At 57.1% G+C, this 15379-nt stretch carries 20 protein-coding genes; 13 read left to right on the top strand and 7 right to left on the bottom strand.

Annotated elements, in window-relative coordinates:
* Positions 1-71 precede the first annotated feature (71 nt).
* Positions 72-1283 (top strand): MFS transporter, encoded by a 1212-nt coding sequence (locus ACP3TY_RS13550; RefSeq protein WP_212545921.1) that lies wholly within the window; start codon positions 72-74, stop codon positions 1281-1283.
* An 86-nt stretch (positions 1284-1369) separates the two neighbouring features.
* Here ACP3TY_RS13550 and ACP3TY_RS13545 read toward each other — a convergent pair whose 3' ends face one another.
* Complete coding sequence (locus ACP3TY_RS13545) at positions 1370-2314, bottom strand: GlxA family transcriptional regulator (protein WP_064118086.1); 945 nt, start codon at positions 2312-2314, stop codon at positions 1370-1372.
* A gap of 305 nt (positions 2315-2619) precedes the next feature.
* Between ACP3TY_RS13545 and ACP3TY_RS13540 the strand changes: the two genes are divergently transcribed.
* Positions 2620-3342 carry an SDR family NAD(P)-dependent oxidoreductase gene (locus ACP3TY_RS13540; protein WP_212545920.1) on the top strand — a complete coding sequence of 241 codons (723 nt, stop codon included), beginning with the start codon at positions 2620-2622 and terminating at the stop codon, positions 3340-3342.
* A 416-nt stretch (positions 3343-3758) separates the two neighbouring features.
* Here ACP3TY_RS13540 and ACP3TY_RS13535 read toward each other — a convergent pair whose 3' ends face one another.
* Positions 3759-4430, bottom strand: a complete 672-nt coding sequence (locus ACP3TY_RS13535; RefSeq protein WP_426620298.1) for a lipopolysaccharide kinase InaA family protein — start codon at positions 4428-4430, stop codon at positions 3759-3761.
* 209 nt (positions 4431-4639) lie between these two features.
* Here ACP3TY_RS13535 and ACP3TY_RS13530 point away from each other — a divergent pair, with 209 nt between their 5' ends.
* Positions 4640-5095 (top strand): GNAT family N-acetyltransferase, encoded by a 456-nt coding sequence (locus ACP3TY_RS13530; RefSeq protein WP_426620297.1) that lies wholly within the window; start codon positions 4640-4642, stop codon positions 5093-5095.
* A gap of 86 nt (positions 5096-5181) precedes the next feature.
* On the opposite strand, the gene ACP3TY_RS13525 is transcribed toward ACP3TY_RS13530, so the two are convergent.
* Both ACP3TY_RS13525 and ACP3TY_RS13520 read right to left on the bottom strand, forming a co-directional pair.
* The gene (locus tag ACP3TY_RS13525) at positions 5182-5544 is read right to left on the bottom strand and encodes a DUF6124 family protein (RefSeq protein WP_426620296.1); all 363 of its coding nucleotides are present in this window, start codon (positions 5542-5544) and stop codon (positions 5182-5184) included.
* A gap of 394 nt (positions 5545-5938) precedes the next feature.
* On the bottom strand, positions 5939-6853 hold the full coding sequence (locus ACP3TY_RS13520; RefSeq protein WP_282353463.1) for a LysR family transcriptional regulator: 915 nt from the start codon (positions 6851-6853) through the stop codon (positions 5939-5941).
* Between the two features lie 225 nt (positions 6854-7078).
* On the opposite strand from ACP3TY_RS13520, the gene ACP3TY_RS13515 reads away from it, so the two are divergent.
* From ACP3TY_RS13515 to ACP3TY_RS13500, 4 genes are all read left to right on the top strand, one after another.
* A complete protein-coding gene (locus tag ACP3TY_RS13515; protein WP_159811435.1) occupies positions 7079-8419 on the top strand; it encodes a nucleobase:cation symporter-2 family protein in 1341 nt (446 codons plus the stop codon).
* 30 nt (positions 8420-8449) lie between these two features.
* Entirely contained in the window at positions 8450-8959 is a 510-nt protein-coding gene (locus ACP3TY_RS13510) for a nucleoside deaminase (RefSeq protein ID WP_282353458.1), read from the top strand.
* Positions 8960-9066: 107 nt separating this feature from the next.
* Positions 9067-9774: a class I SAM-dependent methyltransferase gene (locus tag ACP3TY_RS13505; RefSeq protein WP_426620294.1), complete on the top strand. Its 708-nt coding sequence runs from the start codon at positions 9067-9069 to the stop codon at positions 9772-9774.
* Between the two features lie 88 nt (positions 9775-9862).
* Entirely contained in the window at positions 9863-10285 is a 423-nt protein-coding gene (locus tag ACP3TY_RS13500) for a hypothetical protein (RefSeq protein WP_426620293.1), read from the top strand.
* Here ACP3TY_RS13500 and ACP3TY_RS13495 read toward each other — a convergent pair.
* Together ACP3TY_RS13495 and ACP3TY_RS13490 are read right to left on the bottom strand one after the other, a co-directional pair.
* A complete protein-coding gene (locus ACP3TY_RS13495; RefSeq protein WP_401239380.1) occupies positions 10280-10762 on the bottom strand; it encodes an HIT family protein in 483 nt (160 codons plus the stop codon). The genes ACP3TY_RS13500 and ACP3TY_RS13495 overlap by 6 nt on opposite strands.
* A gap of 16 nt (positions 10763-10778) precedes the next feature.
* Entirely contained in the window at positions 10779-10976 is a 198-nt protein-coding gene (locus ACP3TY_RS13490; RefSeq protein ID WP_426620292.1) for a hypothetical protein, read from the bottom strand.
* Positions 10977-11048: 72 nt separating this feature from the next.
* Between ACP3TY_RS13490 and ACP3TY_RS13485 the strand changes: the two genes are divergently transcribed.
* On the top strand, positions 11049-11852 hold the full coding sequence (locus ACP3TY_RS13485; RefSeq protein WP_426620291.1) for a hypothetical protein: 804 nt from the start codon (positions 11049-11051) through the stop codon (positions 11850-11852).
* Positions 11853-11930: 78 nt separating this feature from the next.
* Here the strand turns inward: ACP3TY_RS13485 and ACP3TY_RS13480 are convergent, their stop codons facing one another.
* The gene (locus ACP3TY_RS13480) at positions 11931-12464 is read right to left on the bottom strand and encodes an adenylate kinase (RefSeq protein WP_426620290.1); all 534 of its coding nucleotides are present in this window, start codon (positions 12462-12464) and stop codon (positions 11931-11933) included.
* A 186-nt stretch (positions 12465-12650) separates the two neighbouring features.
* Between ACP3TY_RS13480 and ACP3TY_RS13475 the strand changes: the two genes are divergently transcribed.
* The 5 genes from ACP3TY_RS13475 (at position 12651) to ACP3TY_RS13455 (ending at position 15362) form a co-directional block, all read left to right on the top strand.
* On the top strand, positions 12651-12923 hold the full coding sequence (locus ACP3TY_RS13475) for a hypothetical protein (RefSeq protein WP_426620289.1): 273 nt from the start codon (positions 12651-12653) through the stop codon (positions 12921-12923).
* Positions 12920-13102, top strand: coding sequence for a hypothetical protein (locus ACP3TY_RS13470; RefSeq protein WP_426620288.1), 183 nt, complete (start codon positions 12920-12922; stop codon positions 13100-13102). The genes ACP3TY_RS13475 and ACP3TY_RS13470 overlap by 4 nt, the downstream gene beginning before the upstream one ends.
* A gap of 47 nt (positions 13103-13149) precedes the next feature.
* Complete coding sequence (locus ACP3TY_RS13465; protein WP_426620287.1) at positions 13150-13356, top strand: hypothetical protein; 207 nt, start codon at positions 13150-13152, stop codon at positions 13354-13356.
* Positions 13357-13403: 47 nt separating this feature from the next.
* Complete coding sequence (locus ACP3TY_RS13460; RefSeq protein WP_426620484.1) at positions 13404-13778, top strand: cytochrome c; 375 nt, start codon at positions 13404-13406, stop codon at positions 13776-13778.
* A gap of 165 nt (positions 13779-13943) precedes the next feature.
* Entirely contained in the window at positions 13944-15362 is a 1419-nt protein-coding gene (locus ACP3TY_RS13455) for a DUF1254 domain-containing protein (RefSeq protein WP_426620482.1), read from the top strand.
* The last annotated feature ends 17 nt before the right edge of the window (positions 15363-15379 follow it).

The following is a 15379-nucleotide window of genomic DNA, read 5'->3' as shown; positions in this document are numbered from 1 at the left end:
CCCTCGCGGGGGCTTTTTTATGTGTACACGCGATCTACAGGGCGCCATCACTTTTTCACAGCTGGAATACCATGAACTCAACCCAATACATCAAAAGCAACCGGCCGCTGTATTGGCTGGCGTTAGGCACGTTCGCCGTCGGTACCGAAAGCTTCATGATCGCGGGCCTGCTTCCCGGCATGGCGAAGGATCTTGACGTTAGCGTTTCCATGGCGGGCCAGTTGGTCACAGTATTTGCTCTTGCCTATGCACTGAGCTCTCCGGTGCTGGCTGCACTGACGGGGAATCTCAACCGGCGCAGGCTGCTGATCGGTGCCATGGCGTTATTTGCGCTGGCCAATCTGCTGGCCTTCACGGCCAGTGGCTATTGGTCGTTGATGGCCGCGAGAGTGGTGCTGGCACTCGCGGCGGCAGTGTATGTACCCGGTGCGAACGCACTGGCCAGTGTGGTCGTGCCGCCCGAACAGCGTGGCCGCGCCATCGCTATCGTCAACGGTGGCCTGTCGCTTGCCATTGCCTTGGGTGTTCCGGCGGGCACTGTACTGGGGGCGGCAATGGGTTGGCGCGCCACGTTCGGCAGCGTCGCGATCATTGCCGCGTTGGCCGTTGCCGGTTTGCTGATAGGCCTTCCACGCGAGATAGGAACCGGACTCGCTACTGCCAGCCTGCGCCAGCGAATTTCCACTGCGGCTCAGCCTGCGGTATTGCATACGTTGCTGATCACTACGTTGTGGGCGATGGCGAGCTACACCACTTACACCTATCTCGCTCCGCTTTTGGAGGCCACCACCCTTATAAATGGCCCGGCAATAGGTTTCGTGCTATTTGGCTGGGGTGTTTCAGCCGCAATCGGCCTGGCCATCAGCGGCCGGGCGGTAGACCGAAGAGGTCCGCGCGCAGTGATCCTGCCAGCGTTGGCGACATCCACTACCGCATTCGTCGTCGTGTCGCTGGCGCCGCACTTTATCGGCAAACAGTTTGTCATTGTGCCGATTGTCCTCGCCATCGCTGCCTGGGGCGTGGCGCACTGGGCTTTTTATCCTGCACAGCAAACCACGCTGGTCGGCGTGGCTGGCGTTGCGAGCGCGCCAGTGGTGTTGTCGCTCAACGCCTCCTTCATGTACCTCGGTTTCTCACTGGGGGCGGGTCTCGGCTCTCTGACATTGCACTACAGCTCATTGGCCAACCTTGGCTTTGTCAGTGCCCTCTGCGCAGCAACGGCCTTGGCCTTGGCCTATACATCCGGCCGCCGACCTGCACCGCAACTTCAACCTTCAAATTAAATAATCTACACGCTCAAAAAGTAGCGTTCCAAGAATGAATAACGGCGGCCAATGGCCGCCGTTATTCTGCTGCGAAAAATAGAAGCTTATACCTCAGCGTTGGAACCGAAGGTCCGGCGCAACGATTGCGGGGATTGACCATACACGCGCAGAAAGGCCCGGCGCATGCGTTCACGGTCGCCAAAGCCGGTCTCCGAGGCCACCGCCTCAAGCGTTAGTCGTCCCTGTTCGATCATCAATCGGGCGGCCTCCAGACGTAGATTCTCAATGGCCTTGGCGGGTGAGCTTCCGGTCTGCTCGCGAAAGCTTCGACTGAACTGCCGAGGGCTCAGGCACGCTGCATCCGCCAGGTCTTCTACGGAAAGGTCGCGGCGCAGGTTTTTTCGAGCGAAGTCCAGCGATTGCTGAATGCGGTCGGAGCTCGGACTCAGTTCCAGCATCGCCGAATGCTGGGACTGCCCACCCGCGCGGCGATGGTATAGCACCAGCCGCTGCGAGACGGTCCGGGCCAGCGCGGCACCGTAATCCTTCTCGACCATACCGATGGTTAAATCGAGCGCAGCGGTCATGCCTGCCGAGGTCCAGATCTTGCCATCGATGATGAAGATGCGATCTTCTTCTACCTTAATTGCGGGGAATCTATCGCGCATTTCCTTGGCGCGAGCCCAGTGCACTGTGGCTCGACGGCCATCGAGCAATCCGGACTCGGCAAGCGCGAAAGCACCGACGCACAAAGCGCCTACCCGCCGTGAATGTGCATTGGCTTCAACCAGAAAGGAGTGAATACCGTCCGACGCCGAACTGCGATCCATTGCACCACTGATCAAGACGGTATCGAAATCAGTCTTGTTGAACTGCTGAGTATCAACCGACGTGAACAGGGAGCTGGCGACCAAGCCACCATGCTCGGATAGCACACTGATGTCGTAGAGTTTTTCACCCGCGGCCAGGTTGGCAAACTCGAAAGCTGAAAGCGCAGCAAGGCTCATCACTTGAAAATCGGGCCGTACGATTAACGCCACACTTTGCATAAAAACTCCCGTTCGCCCAGTTGAACACTGGCTTGACGCATGAATGTCTGGTGACAGGCGAAACGTAAGCATGCGCGAAAATCGTGGGACTGCAAGCAGAACCGCGATTTCGAGGGGGTTAGCGTTTTGCGCCGGATAAATTCAGTAAGACCGATACTGAGCTACGAGGAACTTCGGAATGCCAACATTTCCGGCCATAAACTTGACCAGACCAAGGCCGAAAATGATGGTTTTACGGCCTTTACCGACATACGGGCGTTCACTACTCTGGCCCTATTTCATGCACCGCCTTTGGAGCAAACCGCATGACTCATAAAGGCACGGCCGTTATAACGGGCGCTGGTACAGCAATAGGCATAGCTTTCGCCCACCGACTGACTCAACGGGGCTACGACTTGATTTTAATCGCGGTGGATCGGCCGCAATTAATGACGCTTGCTGCAGCGCTCACTGACTCCAGCGGACGATCGGTGGAAGTGCTGAATGCTGATTTGGCAGTGTCCGCCGAAGTTGTCCGCATCGAGACCTTGTTAAGCCAGGACGCCAGTATCACATTGCTCATCAACCATCACGACATCACTGAGGAAAATGAGATAGGGGCCACAATCGCCTTGGGGATCACTGCTCCCGTACGCTTGTTCTACGCATTGGCAAATGGTTTCGTAAAGAGGGGCGCCGGAACGGTTATCAATCTGGTGCCCGTGTTCGAGGCGAGTTCCGGTGCTGCCATTGAGTCGGCGAACAGCGCTTTTTTACTCTCGCTATCCCACGCGCTGCGGCAGCATTTCAATAAAGTCGCAGTACGCGTTCAAGCAATTTTGTATGCAGGTTCACAGCAAACCCAATATCAAGGCGCAGTGGCCATTGTGGATGCCGCGCTAGAGGATTTTGATTCTGGAGAAGCCATCTCGCTACCCAAGTTTGCCGATCGGGTGATATGGAATAAATTCGAGGTTGCCCGACTGGAATTGCTCAGTCGGGTAGCAGGGGGTCCCAATATCGTCTCACCTGCACGTCTGCTCCATTGACCTAGGGTGGGTAGCGAATGCATGTCTCCCCGCTAAGTGATTACAGGTATCCTCGTCCAAACAGAGCGGATATCCGACCATCTTAGTTCAGGACCTCTGGGCACGACATAGGTCATCCTGTTAACCAAGCTGTTGGACGCGGCGCACCTATCCTGGTTTGCTAATGATGAAGATCCCCGGGTCGCTTCTGCCGGGTAGACTGCTCATGACGGTGAGCCACTTTCCGCAAACGGCCGCTATGGGGCGATTTCGGCTTGTGACGACAGGCAGCTATTGGCCGAAAGCAGCCAGTCGCTGACAGCCAAATTTGGCTGCCAGCTTTTCTTCCTGCCAAAGCGAACCTCGTTCTCAAGGTTGTTGCAGCCCCGACGAGAGTTGCAATGGGTTCGCCTGCTGAAGGCTACAAACGCGCCTGCTTACATGGTTCTGCCGATGGCTTGCTCGTAGTAGGAAAGGAAATGCTGCCACTGCGACTCATCCCAGAAAGAATGCCGTCTGAGTTGAGGAATATCGTGACGCGCCGCACCCATTGCCGTAACACGACCGCGAGACTTCTCCAGGTCGAGCAGCGCCAGTTCGAAGTCGAAGTCTGCGTCGGTAATCGATGCCTTGATAAAAATGTGCTTGGAACGCATGCAACCGTGCTGCCATTTGCCTGAGTGCATCCGCGCCAGCATTTGCGCTAAACGTTCAAAAAGTCGCTGATGCTGCTCTGTCGTCAACATGCTTGCAGCGCCTTGGCTATACCAGGTATCCAGATCGATGAAGCCACCGAGGTCTTCGGTAACTAAAACACCTTGCCAAGTGCCTTGGACTTTTCTCGCACCGTAAAACACCGGCCGTGGCGCGTTCACGCCCAGTTCCTCGAGCCTGGAAAGGGCAATACCTTCGCGCAGAGCGGTGGGCCGTCCAGTGGGGTAGCGGAGACTGCGAAACAGGTGACCGGTCTGACGCTTCACGAAGAACGTCCTGTTATCGTGAACGATCAGTTGGACGCCGCTGGTGCCGCTCCGGCGCACATTCGGTGGTTCCACCCACGACCCGGACGTACCCCACCAGAATTCAAACTCATCGCGTGCCCGGCCCATTGTGTGCTCCATTTATTGTAGAAATCTGTTTGCTTGCGACGGTTGCATTATGGTCGCAATAGCACCTCAGTCTATTGGTGGACGTCAATAGTTCCCCGTCATTCGCAGATGTTAGTGCTTGGTTTTGGCTTTTACGCAACTACGTGGCGAATATGGGCAATGGGGGGGATACTCACAAGTATCAAGACATCACGGAAGGAGTTGCTTGAATGGAGTGCCTGATTCGAATCGCAATGAAAGCGGACGCTGCCGCCATCAGCCAAGTCATCATTGGTACCCTTCGCGAGTCCAATGCTCAGGACTATTCAGCCGAAATCATCAACCAAGTGGAGCGAAGCTTTTCTCCACAAGCAATCCTCTGTTTGATGACGCAGCGTCAGGTGTTCGTCGCCCTACTTGAAAATCGTATTGTTGCAACGGCCAGTCTTGATCAGGACGTTGTTCGAAGTGTGTTTGTCGAGCCGGCTTATCAAGGGAAGGGCATCGGGAGACAGCTGATGAAAAGCATTCAATCAAGCGCCATTGCTGAAGGGCGCAACCTGCTGCGTGTCCCTTCTTCGATCACGGCTGAGAGCTTTTATGCTTCGCTAGGCTTTATAAAAATCCGAGACGCATTTCACGAGTCCGAGCGCACGATCATCATGTCGAAGACGTTGGATGTGTAGCTTGACTGTATGAACTCAAATGACGATCGGTATCACGGCTAAAAAGGCTTGAAGTGGCGACGGCAAGTCGCCACTGAACGAGTTACTCAGTCCGTAACTTCAACCCTGTCCAACGCCCGATTCACCGCCAATTCTCCAAGCATCACCACCTGCGCAATGCCCAGCAACGTCCTGCGAATCGGGCCATCTACCAACCCCGCGACATCACCCAGCATGATGGAGGCTGAGGCGAGTGATTCGGATGCGTTAACCAGTAATGACTCCGTATCCGTTTCCGGGTTGACCAGAAACATCGTGCTCGCCTGATACGGCGCAGCCATGATCGCCGCAGTCGGGTTGAGGTAATGATCGAGCGCACGTTCAGCCGCGTCGTGAAGCTTTCTTGAATCGAGCGATTCGTAAGGTGAGACCGAATCGGTTTGCGGTGGGTTTGGTGTTGGTTTGAACATTGATGAAACTCCACGTGTGTTTAGAGGAGCCATCACTCTCGCTACCAAACGAGGGGTGGCGGCCATACGAAGGTTGGTAGACCGGCCCACATGGAAAAAACCGGCGCGCCCGAAGACGCCCTGCGCATGGCCACCATCAAGCAGATGCGAGAAAGCATCCGCGTAAGGTGACGCAATACGCCATGTGAAGTAGCGGGCTACCAAACCCGATCACTGTGTTCAGTGACCGACCCACGATAGAACCCGCGCTCCAGGCGCACAAGCCGGCGGATTCTGGCGTAGTCGTAGGCAAAGGCGCAAGTTGTTGTAGCCTTTCGGGCGTAACGCCAAGTGTCCTTAAACACAACGCGAAAAACGTTAAACACACTCCTACTCAGCCGCACCCACAACCCCGTCAAAGCGTCGTAATCTGCCCATTCCGATCCAGCTCATACACCTTGTTCCCCTGCAATTTCTCCTTCAGCCAACGCTCCGCTTTGCCCAGCGGACGTTGCCGCGCCCAGAGCAAATCCACGCCAATCTGCCAGTCCGTATGCGGATACGCCGTGAGCTGCAACTCGACCAATTCACCTTTGGCCAGTTCACGTTGAATCAGCTGCCGGGGCAGGGTGGCCCAGCCGAGTCCGGCGCGCACCATTTCCAGGAGTGCCAGATAACTTTCCGCTTGCCACAACTGCGTCGAGCGCAGGTATTCGCTGCTCGGCAGTTTGCTTGCGTGGGCGCTGAAGGCGAGGCGGCGGTGGACGTGCAGGTCGTCGAAGGTGACGTTGTCGAGTTGCGCCAGCGGGTGATCCGGGTGGCAGACGTGCAGCATGATCAGTTTGCCCAGTTGCTGGAACGCCAGTTCCTCTGGGTAGCCCGGTTGGGAGAAGGCGACGCCGAGCACGGCTTGGCCGCTGCTGACCAGTTCGCTGACGTCGCCGTGCACCGGGTGGCGGATGATCAGGTCAACGAAGGGGAAGGTCTGCTCGAAGGCTTTGAGTACCGGCATGATCGGGCCGTACGGTGTTTCGATTGCCAGTGTCAGGCTGGGTTCGACGTTGTCCGAGAGGCAGTCGGCGTGGGCTTCGAAGGTCATGCAGCGTTCGAGCACGGCTTCGGCCTGGATCAGCAGTTTGTGGCCGCTGGCGGTGAGGGTGGGGCTGCGGTTGCTGCGGTCGAACAGGTCGACGCCGAGATCGGTTTCGAGGTTGGCAATCGCCGCGCTGATGGTCGATTGCGTCTTGCCCAGCTTGCGCCCGGCGGCGGAGAACGAACCGCTTTTGACCACTTGGACGAACATCAACAGTTGATCGAGTGAGAAGCGCAAGCAGTGAACTCCCGGGTCGAAGAAGAGGGGTGAAACTGCGTCATCAATAACCGATTTCGCCGCGTTCGCGCCATCGAAAAAAGCGATGGTTGCTAATTTGTTTCATCGCTATAAACGTTCAACTATGGCCCCGCGTCAAACGATCTCCGGGGCGGTTCTACCCTTCAAACGCCCCTGAGAATGCCCGCGATCTCAACAGATGCCGCACCTTCAGGAGCGTGTGAAATGACCACACAGCGCATTCATCCGGTGGACGAGGTTTTGCCGCTGCGACAGTTGTTCACGTTTGGCTTGCAGCATGTTTTGGTGATGTACGCGGGGGCGGTGGCGGTGCCGCTGATTCTCGGCAGCGCAATGGGGCTGACCTCGGCGCAGGTCGTGTTGCTGATCAACGCCAACCTGCTGACCTCCGGTGTGGCGACGTTGATTCAAACTTTGGGTTTCTGGAAATTCGGCGCGCGTTTGCCGCTGATTCAGGGCTGCTCGTTTATTGCGCTGGCGCCGATGATCATGATCGGCAAGGAGTTCGGGCTCAGTCAGATTTTCGGTGCGGTGATCGCGGCGGGGTTTATTACCATCGCGCTGGCGCCGGTGTTCAGCCGATTGCTGCGCTTCTTTCCTCCGGTGGTGATTGGCAGTTTGATCACCATTATCGGTATCTCGCTGATGCCAGCGGCGGCGATCTGGTTGGGCGGTGGCAATCCTGATTCAGCGGATTTCGGCAACCCCGCCAATCTGTTGCTGGGCCTGGCCACGGTCAGCGTGACGCTGGTGATCTACGCCAAATTCAAGGGATTCCTCGGCAACCTCAGCGTGCTGATCGGCTTGTTCGTCGGCAGCCTGATCGCGGCGGCGTGCGGCATGACCCACTTCAGTAAGGTGAGCGAAGCGGCGTGGTTTGAGCTGAGTGCGCCGATGGCATTTGGTGCGCCGGAATTCTCGCCGGTGCCGATTCTGATCATGACTCTGGCGATGCTGGTGATCATGGCCGAGACCACCGGCAACTGCCTGGCGATCGGCAAATTGACCGGCAAACCAACCACACAGCAGACCCTCGGCAACGCGTTCCGCGCCGATGGTTTGTCAACCATGCTCGGCGGCTTGTTCAACAGTTTTCCGTACAACGCCTTCACGCAAAACACCGGTTTGATTGCGCTTTCCAACGTGAAGAGCCGCTTCGTCGTCGCGGCGGCCGGGGCAATCATGGTGCTGATGGGCTTGTTCCCGAAGCTCGGCGCGTTGATCGCGGCGGTGCCGACGCCGGTGCTCGGTGGCTGCGCGATCGTGATGTTCGGCATGACCACTGTGGCGGGTATTCAGGAGCTGTCGCGGGTGCAATTCGAGGGCACTCGCAACGGCATCATCGTCGCCGTGTCGGTGAGTGTCGGCGTGCTGCCGATGTCTTTTCCGGCGCTGTTCGAACACGTCGGCCCGACGCTGAAACTGGTGCTCGACAGCGGCATTTTCCTCGGTGCAATCACCGCCATCGTGCTCAATATTCTGCTCAACAATGAAAAAAAATCGACCGAAACCATCGGCGCTGCATCGGCTGAATTGGCCGACTGACTTTTGTTTTCCACTGCCCAGGAGTTACCCATGAATCAATTCACTCAGCTCATTCCAGCAGGCGTCAGCGATCTCGATCTGGCGTTGCTGCGCCAGACCATCGCCTTGTCCGAGGCCTCGAAACAGCGTGGCCGCCACCCGTTTGCTGCGTTGGTCGCCGACCGCAACGGCAAAGTGATCGTCGAAGCGGGGAACAACTCGATGCCGCCGGAAGGCGATCCGACTCAGCATGCAGAACTGGTTGCGGCGGCTGCGGCGGCCAAATTGCTGACGCCGCAAGAGCTGGAACTGTGCACGCTATACACCAGCGCCGAACCTTGCTGCATGTGCGCTGGCGCGGTGTATTGGACGGGCATCGGCCGTGTGGTTTATGCATTATCGGAGCACGCGTTATTGGGACTGACGGGTGACCATCCGGAGAACCCGACGTTCTCGCTGCCGTGCCGCGAAGTGTTTGCCAAGGGGCAGCGCAAGGTCAGTGTGTTCGGGCCGATGCTGGAGGGGGAGGCGGCCGAGCCACATAAGGGGTTCTGGTCTTAACGTTTGAACACTGCATTCCCGTTGGGAATGCAGTGCATGAAATCATTGAATTTCTCTTGTCACCCTGGCCGGCGTAATTTGCTGAAAAAGGACATGGAGACCTGCCAGTGAAATCATCCTCAGCTGAAAAATTCGACAACTCCCGCGCCAATGAATACGCCCAACAAAGCCGCATCGCACTGGCCGGTTATGACGCCTGTCATGATCTGGCGGCGTGCATGCTGGCCGCCAGTCTTGGCCAATCACGCCCGGCGAAAATTCTGGTGGTCGGCGCTGGCGGTACCGCACAGGAAATCATTGCGATGGCGGCACTGGAGCCGGACTGGCATTTCACTGCAGTCGATCCTTCCGAGCCGATGCTGGACGCCGCCGTGCAACAGCTGCAGGCCAATGATTTTCTGCACAGAACGGAGGTGCATCTCGGTGAGATCAATGACTTGCCGGCGGATCAAAACTTCGATGCCGCGACTCTGATCGGCGTGCTTCATCACCTCAATGGCGACGAACCCAAACGCGAGATTCTGCAATCCATCCAAGCGCGCCTGAAACCCGGCGCACCGCTGATTCTGGCGGGTAATCATTACGCCTATGCGAGCCAACCGTTGTTGCTGCAAGCATGGGGCCAGCGCTGGCGGCAGCAGGGCGCGAGTGCCGATGAGGTGCAAGCAAAACTCGGAAAAATTCTGCAGGGGGCCGATCCGCCGCATTCCGAGGTAGCGGTTCAGACATTGCTGCATGAGGCGGGTTTTGGTCAAGCAACGCGGTTTTTCAGCAGTCTTTTCTGGGGTGCCTGGCTGACGTGTAAGGCGGTTTAAGTGCAGTTTTTGCGTGGCGCAGCGGCTGATCTATAGTCACTCAACCGGCCACCGGACTCGGCCGAGACGACCCGCAGGAGCGCGAGAATTGATCACTCGACTGCAAGCCCTCAAGTTGATGCAACTGGTCATCGCCCTGCCGGCCTATACCGTGCCCACCTGCACGACGATCGCCGCAACACTGTTTTTCGTGTTCGCCGTGCCGTTCAGCTTTGTCACTTCGCTGCCGCCGAGCGCTTTTCTACAGACACTGCCGTGGGTGACGCTGTTGCTGTTTATGCAGTGGGCCTGCTGGAGCATTTTTGCAGACGTGCTGGAAGACATTCCGAGCGTGCGGCATTTGACGTTATTGGTGTTTGGGCTGTTGCTGACGCTGTTCTTCGGCGCGTTCGCCTGGTGGCTGTTTGACGATCACATTCTCGGACTGATGTGCGGCTCGCAGGGGATGGCGGCGGGTGTGCTGTTGGTGATCAATTTGCTGCGTAAACGGTTTCAGACGGGTGAGTCATGAAAACGCAGCACGCAGCGCCTTGATCGATTCTTCGATCGTCATGCCCTGAGTCTCTGGCGGCGATGGGCTCTCCCCGAACTCCCGCCAGATAAACAACGTCAACTCGGCACCATCAGTCGCCGAAAGAGCGTTTTCAGCGTAGGCAAAGTTTTCCAGCAACCGGTAACGCTCATCCTTCCAGAACAGCTCCTCAACCCAGTGATAAACCGGAATGAAATGGAAGTGAATGGGCAGGCCCGGTTGATGACCAAAGCGCCCGATATAGAGGTGCTTGGGCTTCAACCGTTGCTCCATGACCTGCTGAGTCTTGGCGAGCAGACCGCCCATTTCGGCCAAGGCATCCGGCGATAAATCTGCCAGCGAAGTGGTTGCGACCTTGGTGCCCAACATCAGATAACCGGGGAGGGCGCTCGCCAGATGATGGTTGATGATCCAGTGCTCGGTTTCATGAACGATAAAGCCCGGGGCAATTTCCATCTGCCGTGTACTCAACTTATGCCTCTCCCGACATCACGATATTCGCTTCAATCTTCTTGCCCATGCTGATGCGCGGTTCGATCGAATAACCCAACGCTTCATAAAAAGCCGCCACGCTCGCATTAGCGCTGACGATCTGCAGATTGATCTTCATGCAACCGCGCGCAATCAGCGCGTTCTCGGCGTTGTTTGAATAGTTAGCAATGACGTCCATGGCGGGGCTCTTGAGTTGAATAAGCTGACGCTAGCGCTCTGTGGTTTGTGTGTCCAGGGGGCTTCAGATTGGATGGATGACAAAATTATCTGCAAAAAGCCGCATACATCATTGATGTCCACCTACGCTAAGACCGTTCAGGCCATTGCGATCGTCGTGCAGCAGCGATCGCAGGCTTGCGATTGCAACCCATTGGTGCAGGCGGAACCTGACCTGAGTGGTTTATTTCCTGGAAACCCCGGAAATCAACGATCAAGTCACGTAGGGCCGCTTGAAATCCGGCGCAGTGAGATGACCCCAGACCAGATTTACTCGCATATCCGTATCGTCCTCAGCATCATCCTGGGGCTGGGTATAACGACGTTACTCAAGGGGATCGCTTCGATCATCGAGCACCCGCGCCAATTTGGATGGTCGTGGATACACATGAGCTGGGTGGTCTGGGCGCTCATTTCAATCATGACGTTCTGGTGGTGGGAGTTTCGTCTTACGCAGGTGCCGGTGTGGACGTTCGAGTCCTACTTTTTCATTGTTTGCTATTGCGCCCTTTATTTCATGGTGTCGACGATGCTGTTTCCGTCAGACGTGAGAGAGTTCGGCAGCTACGAAAACTATCTGCTCGAGCGACGTGCCTGGTTCTTCGGGCTCATCGCGCTTATCACGGCCATGGATCTCATCGACACCTCCCTCAAAGGCAACGCCCGCTGGCATACGCTCGGAGCGGCGTATACCGCCCACACCGTCATCATGCTCGGCATCGTGTTGATTGGCATCACACAGAGACGGCGGCGAGTGCAGCTGACACTTGCGCTGTTTACCCTGATCTATCAGGTCGGCTACTTTGTCGTGGAGTACTTCACTCTTTTAGCAGACTGAGTGTTAAGAACAGCCGTAGTTGCTCAATGGGATTCTTCCCTGACCGAGCCGATTGGAGTGACGTTTCTGGCCGAATTGCTAGCGGCGACAATGCCCCAAAACATCCGCCACCATTTCATCCGCACCACGCGCCCCATCAACCCGTAAAACCGGAATCGTTTGCCCGCTTAACCACGCCTCATGCCACGCTCGATTACGCCCTGAAAAATTCGGATCTTCATACTGCGAAGCCCATTCTCGGAAAGCCACATGTATCTCATGCATGTCGCCCCCTGGGGCGATCCGGTCGCCAAATCGCTCCCTTTCACGCGCGGCCAGACGCTCAAGGCGAACAGGCGTTGGTGTCACAATGAAGACGATCAAATCAGCGTGGGTGATCAGCGCATCGCCCCAGCCCATACAAGAGCCGGTCAGCACCCAGTTGTCGGCGCCCAGCTCCTGCTGCATCAACGAAACGCGTTCTTCAGGCGGCCGCTTTGTTGTGAATGGCGGGTTGGTGGGCGCCCAGTAAAAATCATCGACATCGACATGTTTTAAATCGAGCGAGGGCGCGAGGTTGGCACCCAAGGTCGACACGCCTGCGCACGAAGCACCTGTAATGTAGATCCGCAATTTTTCCTCCGTGCATACTGTTCGATAGTCCGTCTTATCCAGCCATGCGGCGGCTGACGGCGAGCAGGATATCAGGGTAGCGCGGCTTGAATCCTCGATGAATTTGGAAAGTAGCTAAGCAAGTTAGCTATAGGTTAACGTCCGCGACTCGTCACGATCAGCTCTGAATTCCGGACAGGATTACGCATGAGCGCACCCTCAACGCCAGTCGAAGATCCACGCAGCCTGCAAATTGCCAGCGATGTCGTCGGCCAGCAGCTACAACAAATCGCCATTCTGACGTGCAAAGCCGCGACCAATCTCGGCACTGCGTTGGGCGTCAATCAGACCGACGTTGCGGCGCTGGAACACTTGATTACCGATGGCCCGCTGCCGCCAACTGAACTGGCCGCGCCGGCACCACTGACCCCACTTCTGCAACTCAGGACGCCCGATGAAAGCGCAAAAAAGTTCTTGTGACCGGCGCCAGTATCGCCGGGCCCGCGCTGACTTATTGGCTGGCGCGCTATGGCATGGACGTCACCGTGGTCGAGAAGGCGCCCGAGTTTCGCGATGGCGGGCAGACGATCGATGTGCGCGGCGCCGGTCGTACGGTGGTTCAGTGCATGGGCATTGAGGCGCTGATCCGGGCGAACTGAGTCGTCACGACGATCATGCCCAAGCGTTCGCGGCCTACGAAAAACTGATGCGCCCCTACGTCAATCAGGCGCAAAGCGTGCCCAAGTTCGCGCCCCGACTGGCCTCGCCACATTCGCGGCTTGGCATCGGCCTCGGTCACGCGGTATTAAGGCTGGCCACCGCACCGGGTTTCAAGACGGTATTTGGCAAAATTCTTTCACCGAAAGCAGACGCGATCGAGCTGCCGCGCTATGTAGGTCAACAAGGCGCGTAGCGTCTACTTCGCTATAGATTCAATGGATGGAACACGGGCATATGGACATGAAATCAGTCTTCATCGCTGCGCTGAGCGTTTTATCGCTGGCTCAAACATCGCCGTCTCTGGCGGGCGACAGCAACGGAAAAAACCTCTTCGTGCAGCGCTGCGCGATGTGTCACGGCGCTGATATCAAAGGTACAGGGCCGCTGGCGCATAAAAGCAATCCGCCGACGCCGGATCTGACAACAGCCGCTTTCAAGCAACGGCTGAGCGATTACCCGGGCGTCATTGTGTCGTCAATCATCCTGCGTCCCAACGGAGATTTGATCCCAAGAACGTTGCGTGAGAACGGCGTGAAAGTGCCGCCGCATGCCTGGAGTGTTGAGGATTTTCGTGATTTGAATCAGTACATGAAAAGTGTCATTTCAAAACGTTGAGGGCTGCGGATCAGGGCCTGCTGCGCGCAGCCCAAACATTCAGTGACCACCTCGGCAGACTTGCGCTATCTTCCCTGCGACTCACCTGCAAAGGGTGATTCCCGCAAGTAAGGATGCTTTATGACTCAACTGCCGCAACGCCTCAATCTGTTCGCGCTGAGCTTGATGGGGGCGCTGGCCACCACCTGTGTTCTGGCCCCGCAAAGTTTCGCGAGCGAAGGCTCCGTCAGCGGCCCGGTCGCCAACACCAAGGTCACCGAGCCATACGTGCGCATGATGGCCCGTGAGGCGTATTTCTGGGGTTGGCCGATGGCCAATATTTTCAACCGTCGCCAAGCGTTCAAGGATCTGCCTGAACCTGGCTTGATGGGCGGAATTGTTCCGGTCGCGCCGATCAATCGACTGTCGATGCTCAGCGATTACATCGATCCCGCCGAGCGCCTGGTGGCGTGCCCAAATCAGGACGTGGTTTACGGCGCGGGCAGCATCGCGCTGGATCTGGAACCGGTGGTGTTGCAGGTGCCGGATTTCGGCAGCCGTTTCTGGGTGTACCAAGTGGTGGATTTACGTTCCGACAGCTTTGCCGAGCTCGGCAAGATGTATGACACCAAGCCCGGTTTCTACCTGCTGGTGGGCCCTGACTGGAAGGGCGAAGTCCCGGCCGGGATCACCAAGGTCTTCCGCTCGCGCACCAACACCGGATTCGTGATTCCCCGGGTGTTCCAGGACGATAGCGCTGTCGATCGCGCGGCCATTCAGCCATCGTTGTCGGGCGTCGACATGTACCCGCTGTCGCAATTCGACGGTAAGGTCAAACACCGCGATTGGGCAAAACTGCCGAAATTCCCGGCGCAGGCCGCCGGCAGTGGCGAAACCAAATGGGTGATGCCAGAGAAGTTCTTCGACGAGTTGCCCGCGCTGCTCAAGGACGCCAAACCGTTGCCGGGCGAAGAAGCTCGCTATGCACAAATGGCCGCACTGGCCGCCATTGCCAAGGCCGATCCTCAGCTCAAAGCCGCGATGATCGATGAAGCGAAAAAAGCCGACAGCGAAGTGATCGACCCGCTGTTGCAGTTCCGTAACTACGGCCTGCAATTGCCGGATCACTGGAGCACCATCAGCAACGGCGCGGCGTTCGGCACCGACTATTTCAGCCGTACCGCCGTCGCGCGCTCGAATATCTTCGTCAACCAGCAGAAAGAAACCAAGTACTTCTATCAGGATCTGGACAAGACCGGCACGCGCCTCAACGGGCAAAACGGCTACACCGTGACCTTCGCCAAAGGGCAACTGCCACCGGTCAAAGGCTTCTGGTCGCTGACCCTGTACAACGAACAACACTTCTTCTCGCCGAACGACCTCAAGCGCTATTCCATCGGCACCAAAAACAAATCCCTGCAAGCCAATGCTGACGGCTCGCTAACGATTTACGTGCAGAGCGACTCGCCGGGCAAAGATAAAGAAAGCAACTGGCTGCCGACGCCTGAAGGTGCGGATTTCTCGCTCTACATTCGCGCGTACTGGCCTGAGCCGGCTGCGCTGAACGGCCAATGGGTGCCGCCCGCTGTTGTCAAAGCCAATTGAACGAGACAGGGACGTTT

The organism is Pseudomonas rustica (assembly GCF_049959085.1).
GTDB lineage: Bacteria > Pseudomonadota > Gammaproteobacteria > Pseudomonadales > Pseudomonadaceae > Aquipseudomonas > Aquipseudomonas rustica.
Note: the sequence above shows the minus strand (reverse complement) of the source record. Positions and strands in the feature narration are given on the sequence as shown.

Excerpts from the sequence above, each read along its gene's own strand:
- ACP3TY_RS13550 (WP_212545921.1), top strand. The coding sequence starts at position 72 with ATGAACTCAACCCAATACATCAAAAGCAACCGGCCGCTGTATTGGCTG.
- ACP3TY_RS13545 (WP_064118086.1), bottom strand. The coding sequence starts at position 2,314 with ATGCAAAGTGTGGCGTTAATCGTACGGCCCGATTTTCAAGTGATGAGC.
- ACP3TY_RS13540 (WP_212545920.1), top strand. The coding sequence starts at position 2,620 with ATGACTCATAAAGGCACGGCCGTTATAACGGGCGCTGGTACAGCAATA.
- ACP3TY_RS13535 (WP_426620298.1), bottom strand. The coding sequence starts at position 4,430 with ATGGGCCGGGCACGCGATGAGTTTGAATTCTGGTGGGGTACGTCCGGG.
- ACP3TY_RS13530 (WP_426620297.1), top strand. The coding sequence starts at position 4,640 with ATGGAGTGCCTGATTCGAATCGCAATGAAAGCGGACGCTGCCGCCATC.
- ACP3TY_RS13525 (WP_426620296.1), bottom strand. The coding sequence starts at position 5,544 with ATGTTCAAACCAACACCAAACCCACCGCAAACCGATTCGGTCTCACCT.
- ACP3TY_RS13515 (WP_159811435.1), top strand. The coding sequence starts at position 7,079 with ATGACCACACAGCGCATTCATCCGGTGGACGAGGTTTTGCCGCTGCGA.
- ACP3TY_RS13510 (WP_282353458.1), top strand. The coding sequence starts at position 8,450 with ATGAATCAATTCACTCAGCTCATTCCAGCAGGCGTCAGCGATCTCGAT.
- ACP3TY_RS13495 (WP_401239380.1), bottom strand. The coding sequence starts at position 10,762 with ATGGAAATTGCCCCGGGCTTTATCGTTCATGAAACCGAGCACTGGATC.
- ACP3TY_RS13490 (WP_426620292.1), bottom strand. The coding sequence starts at position 10,976 with ATGGACGTCATTGCTAACTATTCAAACAACGCCGAGAACGCGCTGATT.
- ACP3TY_RS13485 (WP_426620291.1), top strand. The coding sequence starts at position 11,049 with ATGGATGACAAAATTATCTGCAAAAAGCCGCATACATCATTGATGTCC.
- ACP3TY_RS13475 (WP_426620289.1), top strand. The coding sequence starts at position 12,651 with ATGAGCGCACCCTCAACGCCAGTCGAAGATCCACGCAGCCTGCAAATT.
- ACP3TY_RS13465 (WP_426620287.1), top strand. The coding sequence starts at position 13,150 with ATGCGCCCCTACGTCAATCAGGCGCAAAGCGTGCCCAAGTTCGCGCCC.
- ACP3TY_RS13460 (WP_426620484.1), top strand. The coding sequence starts at position 13,404 with ATGAAATCAGTCTTCATCGCTGCGCTGAGCGTTTTATCGCTGGCTCAA.
- ACP3TY_RS13455 (WP_426620482.1), top strand. The coding sequence starts at position 13,944 with ATGGGGGCGCTGGCCACCACCTGTGTTCTGGCCCCGCAAAGTTTCGCG.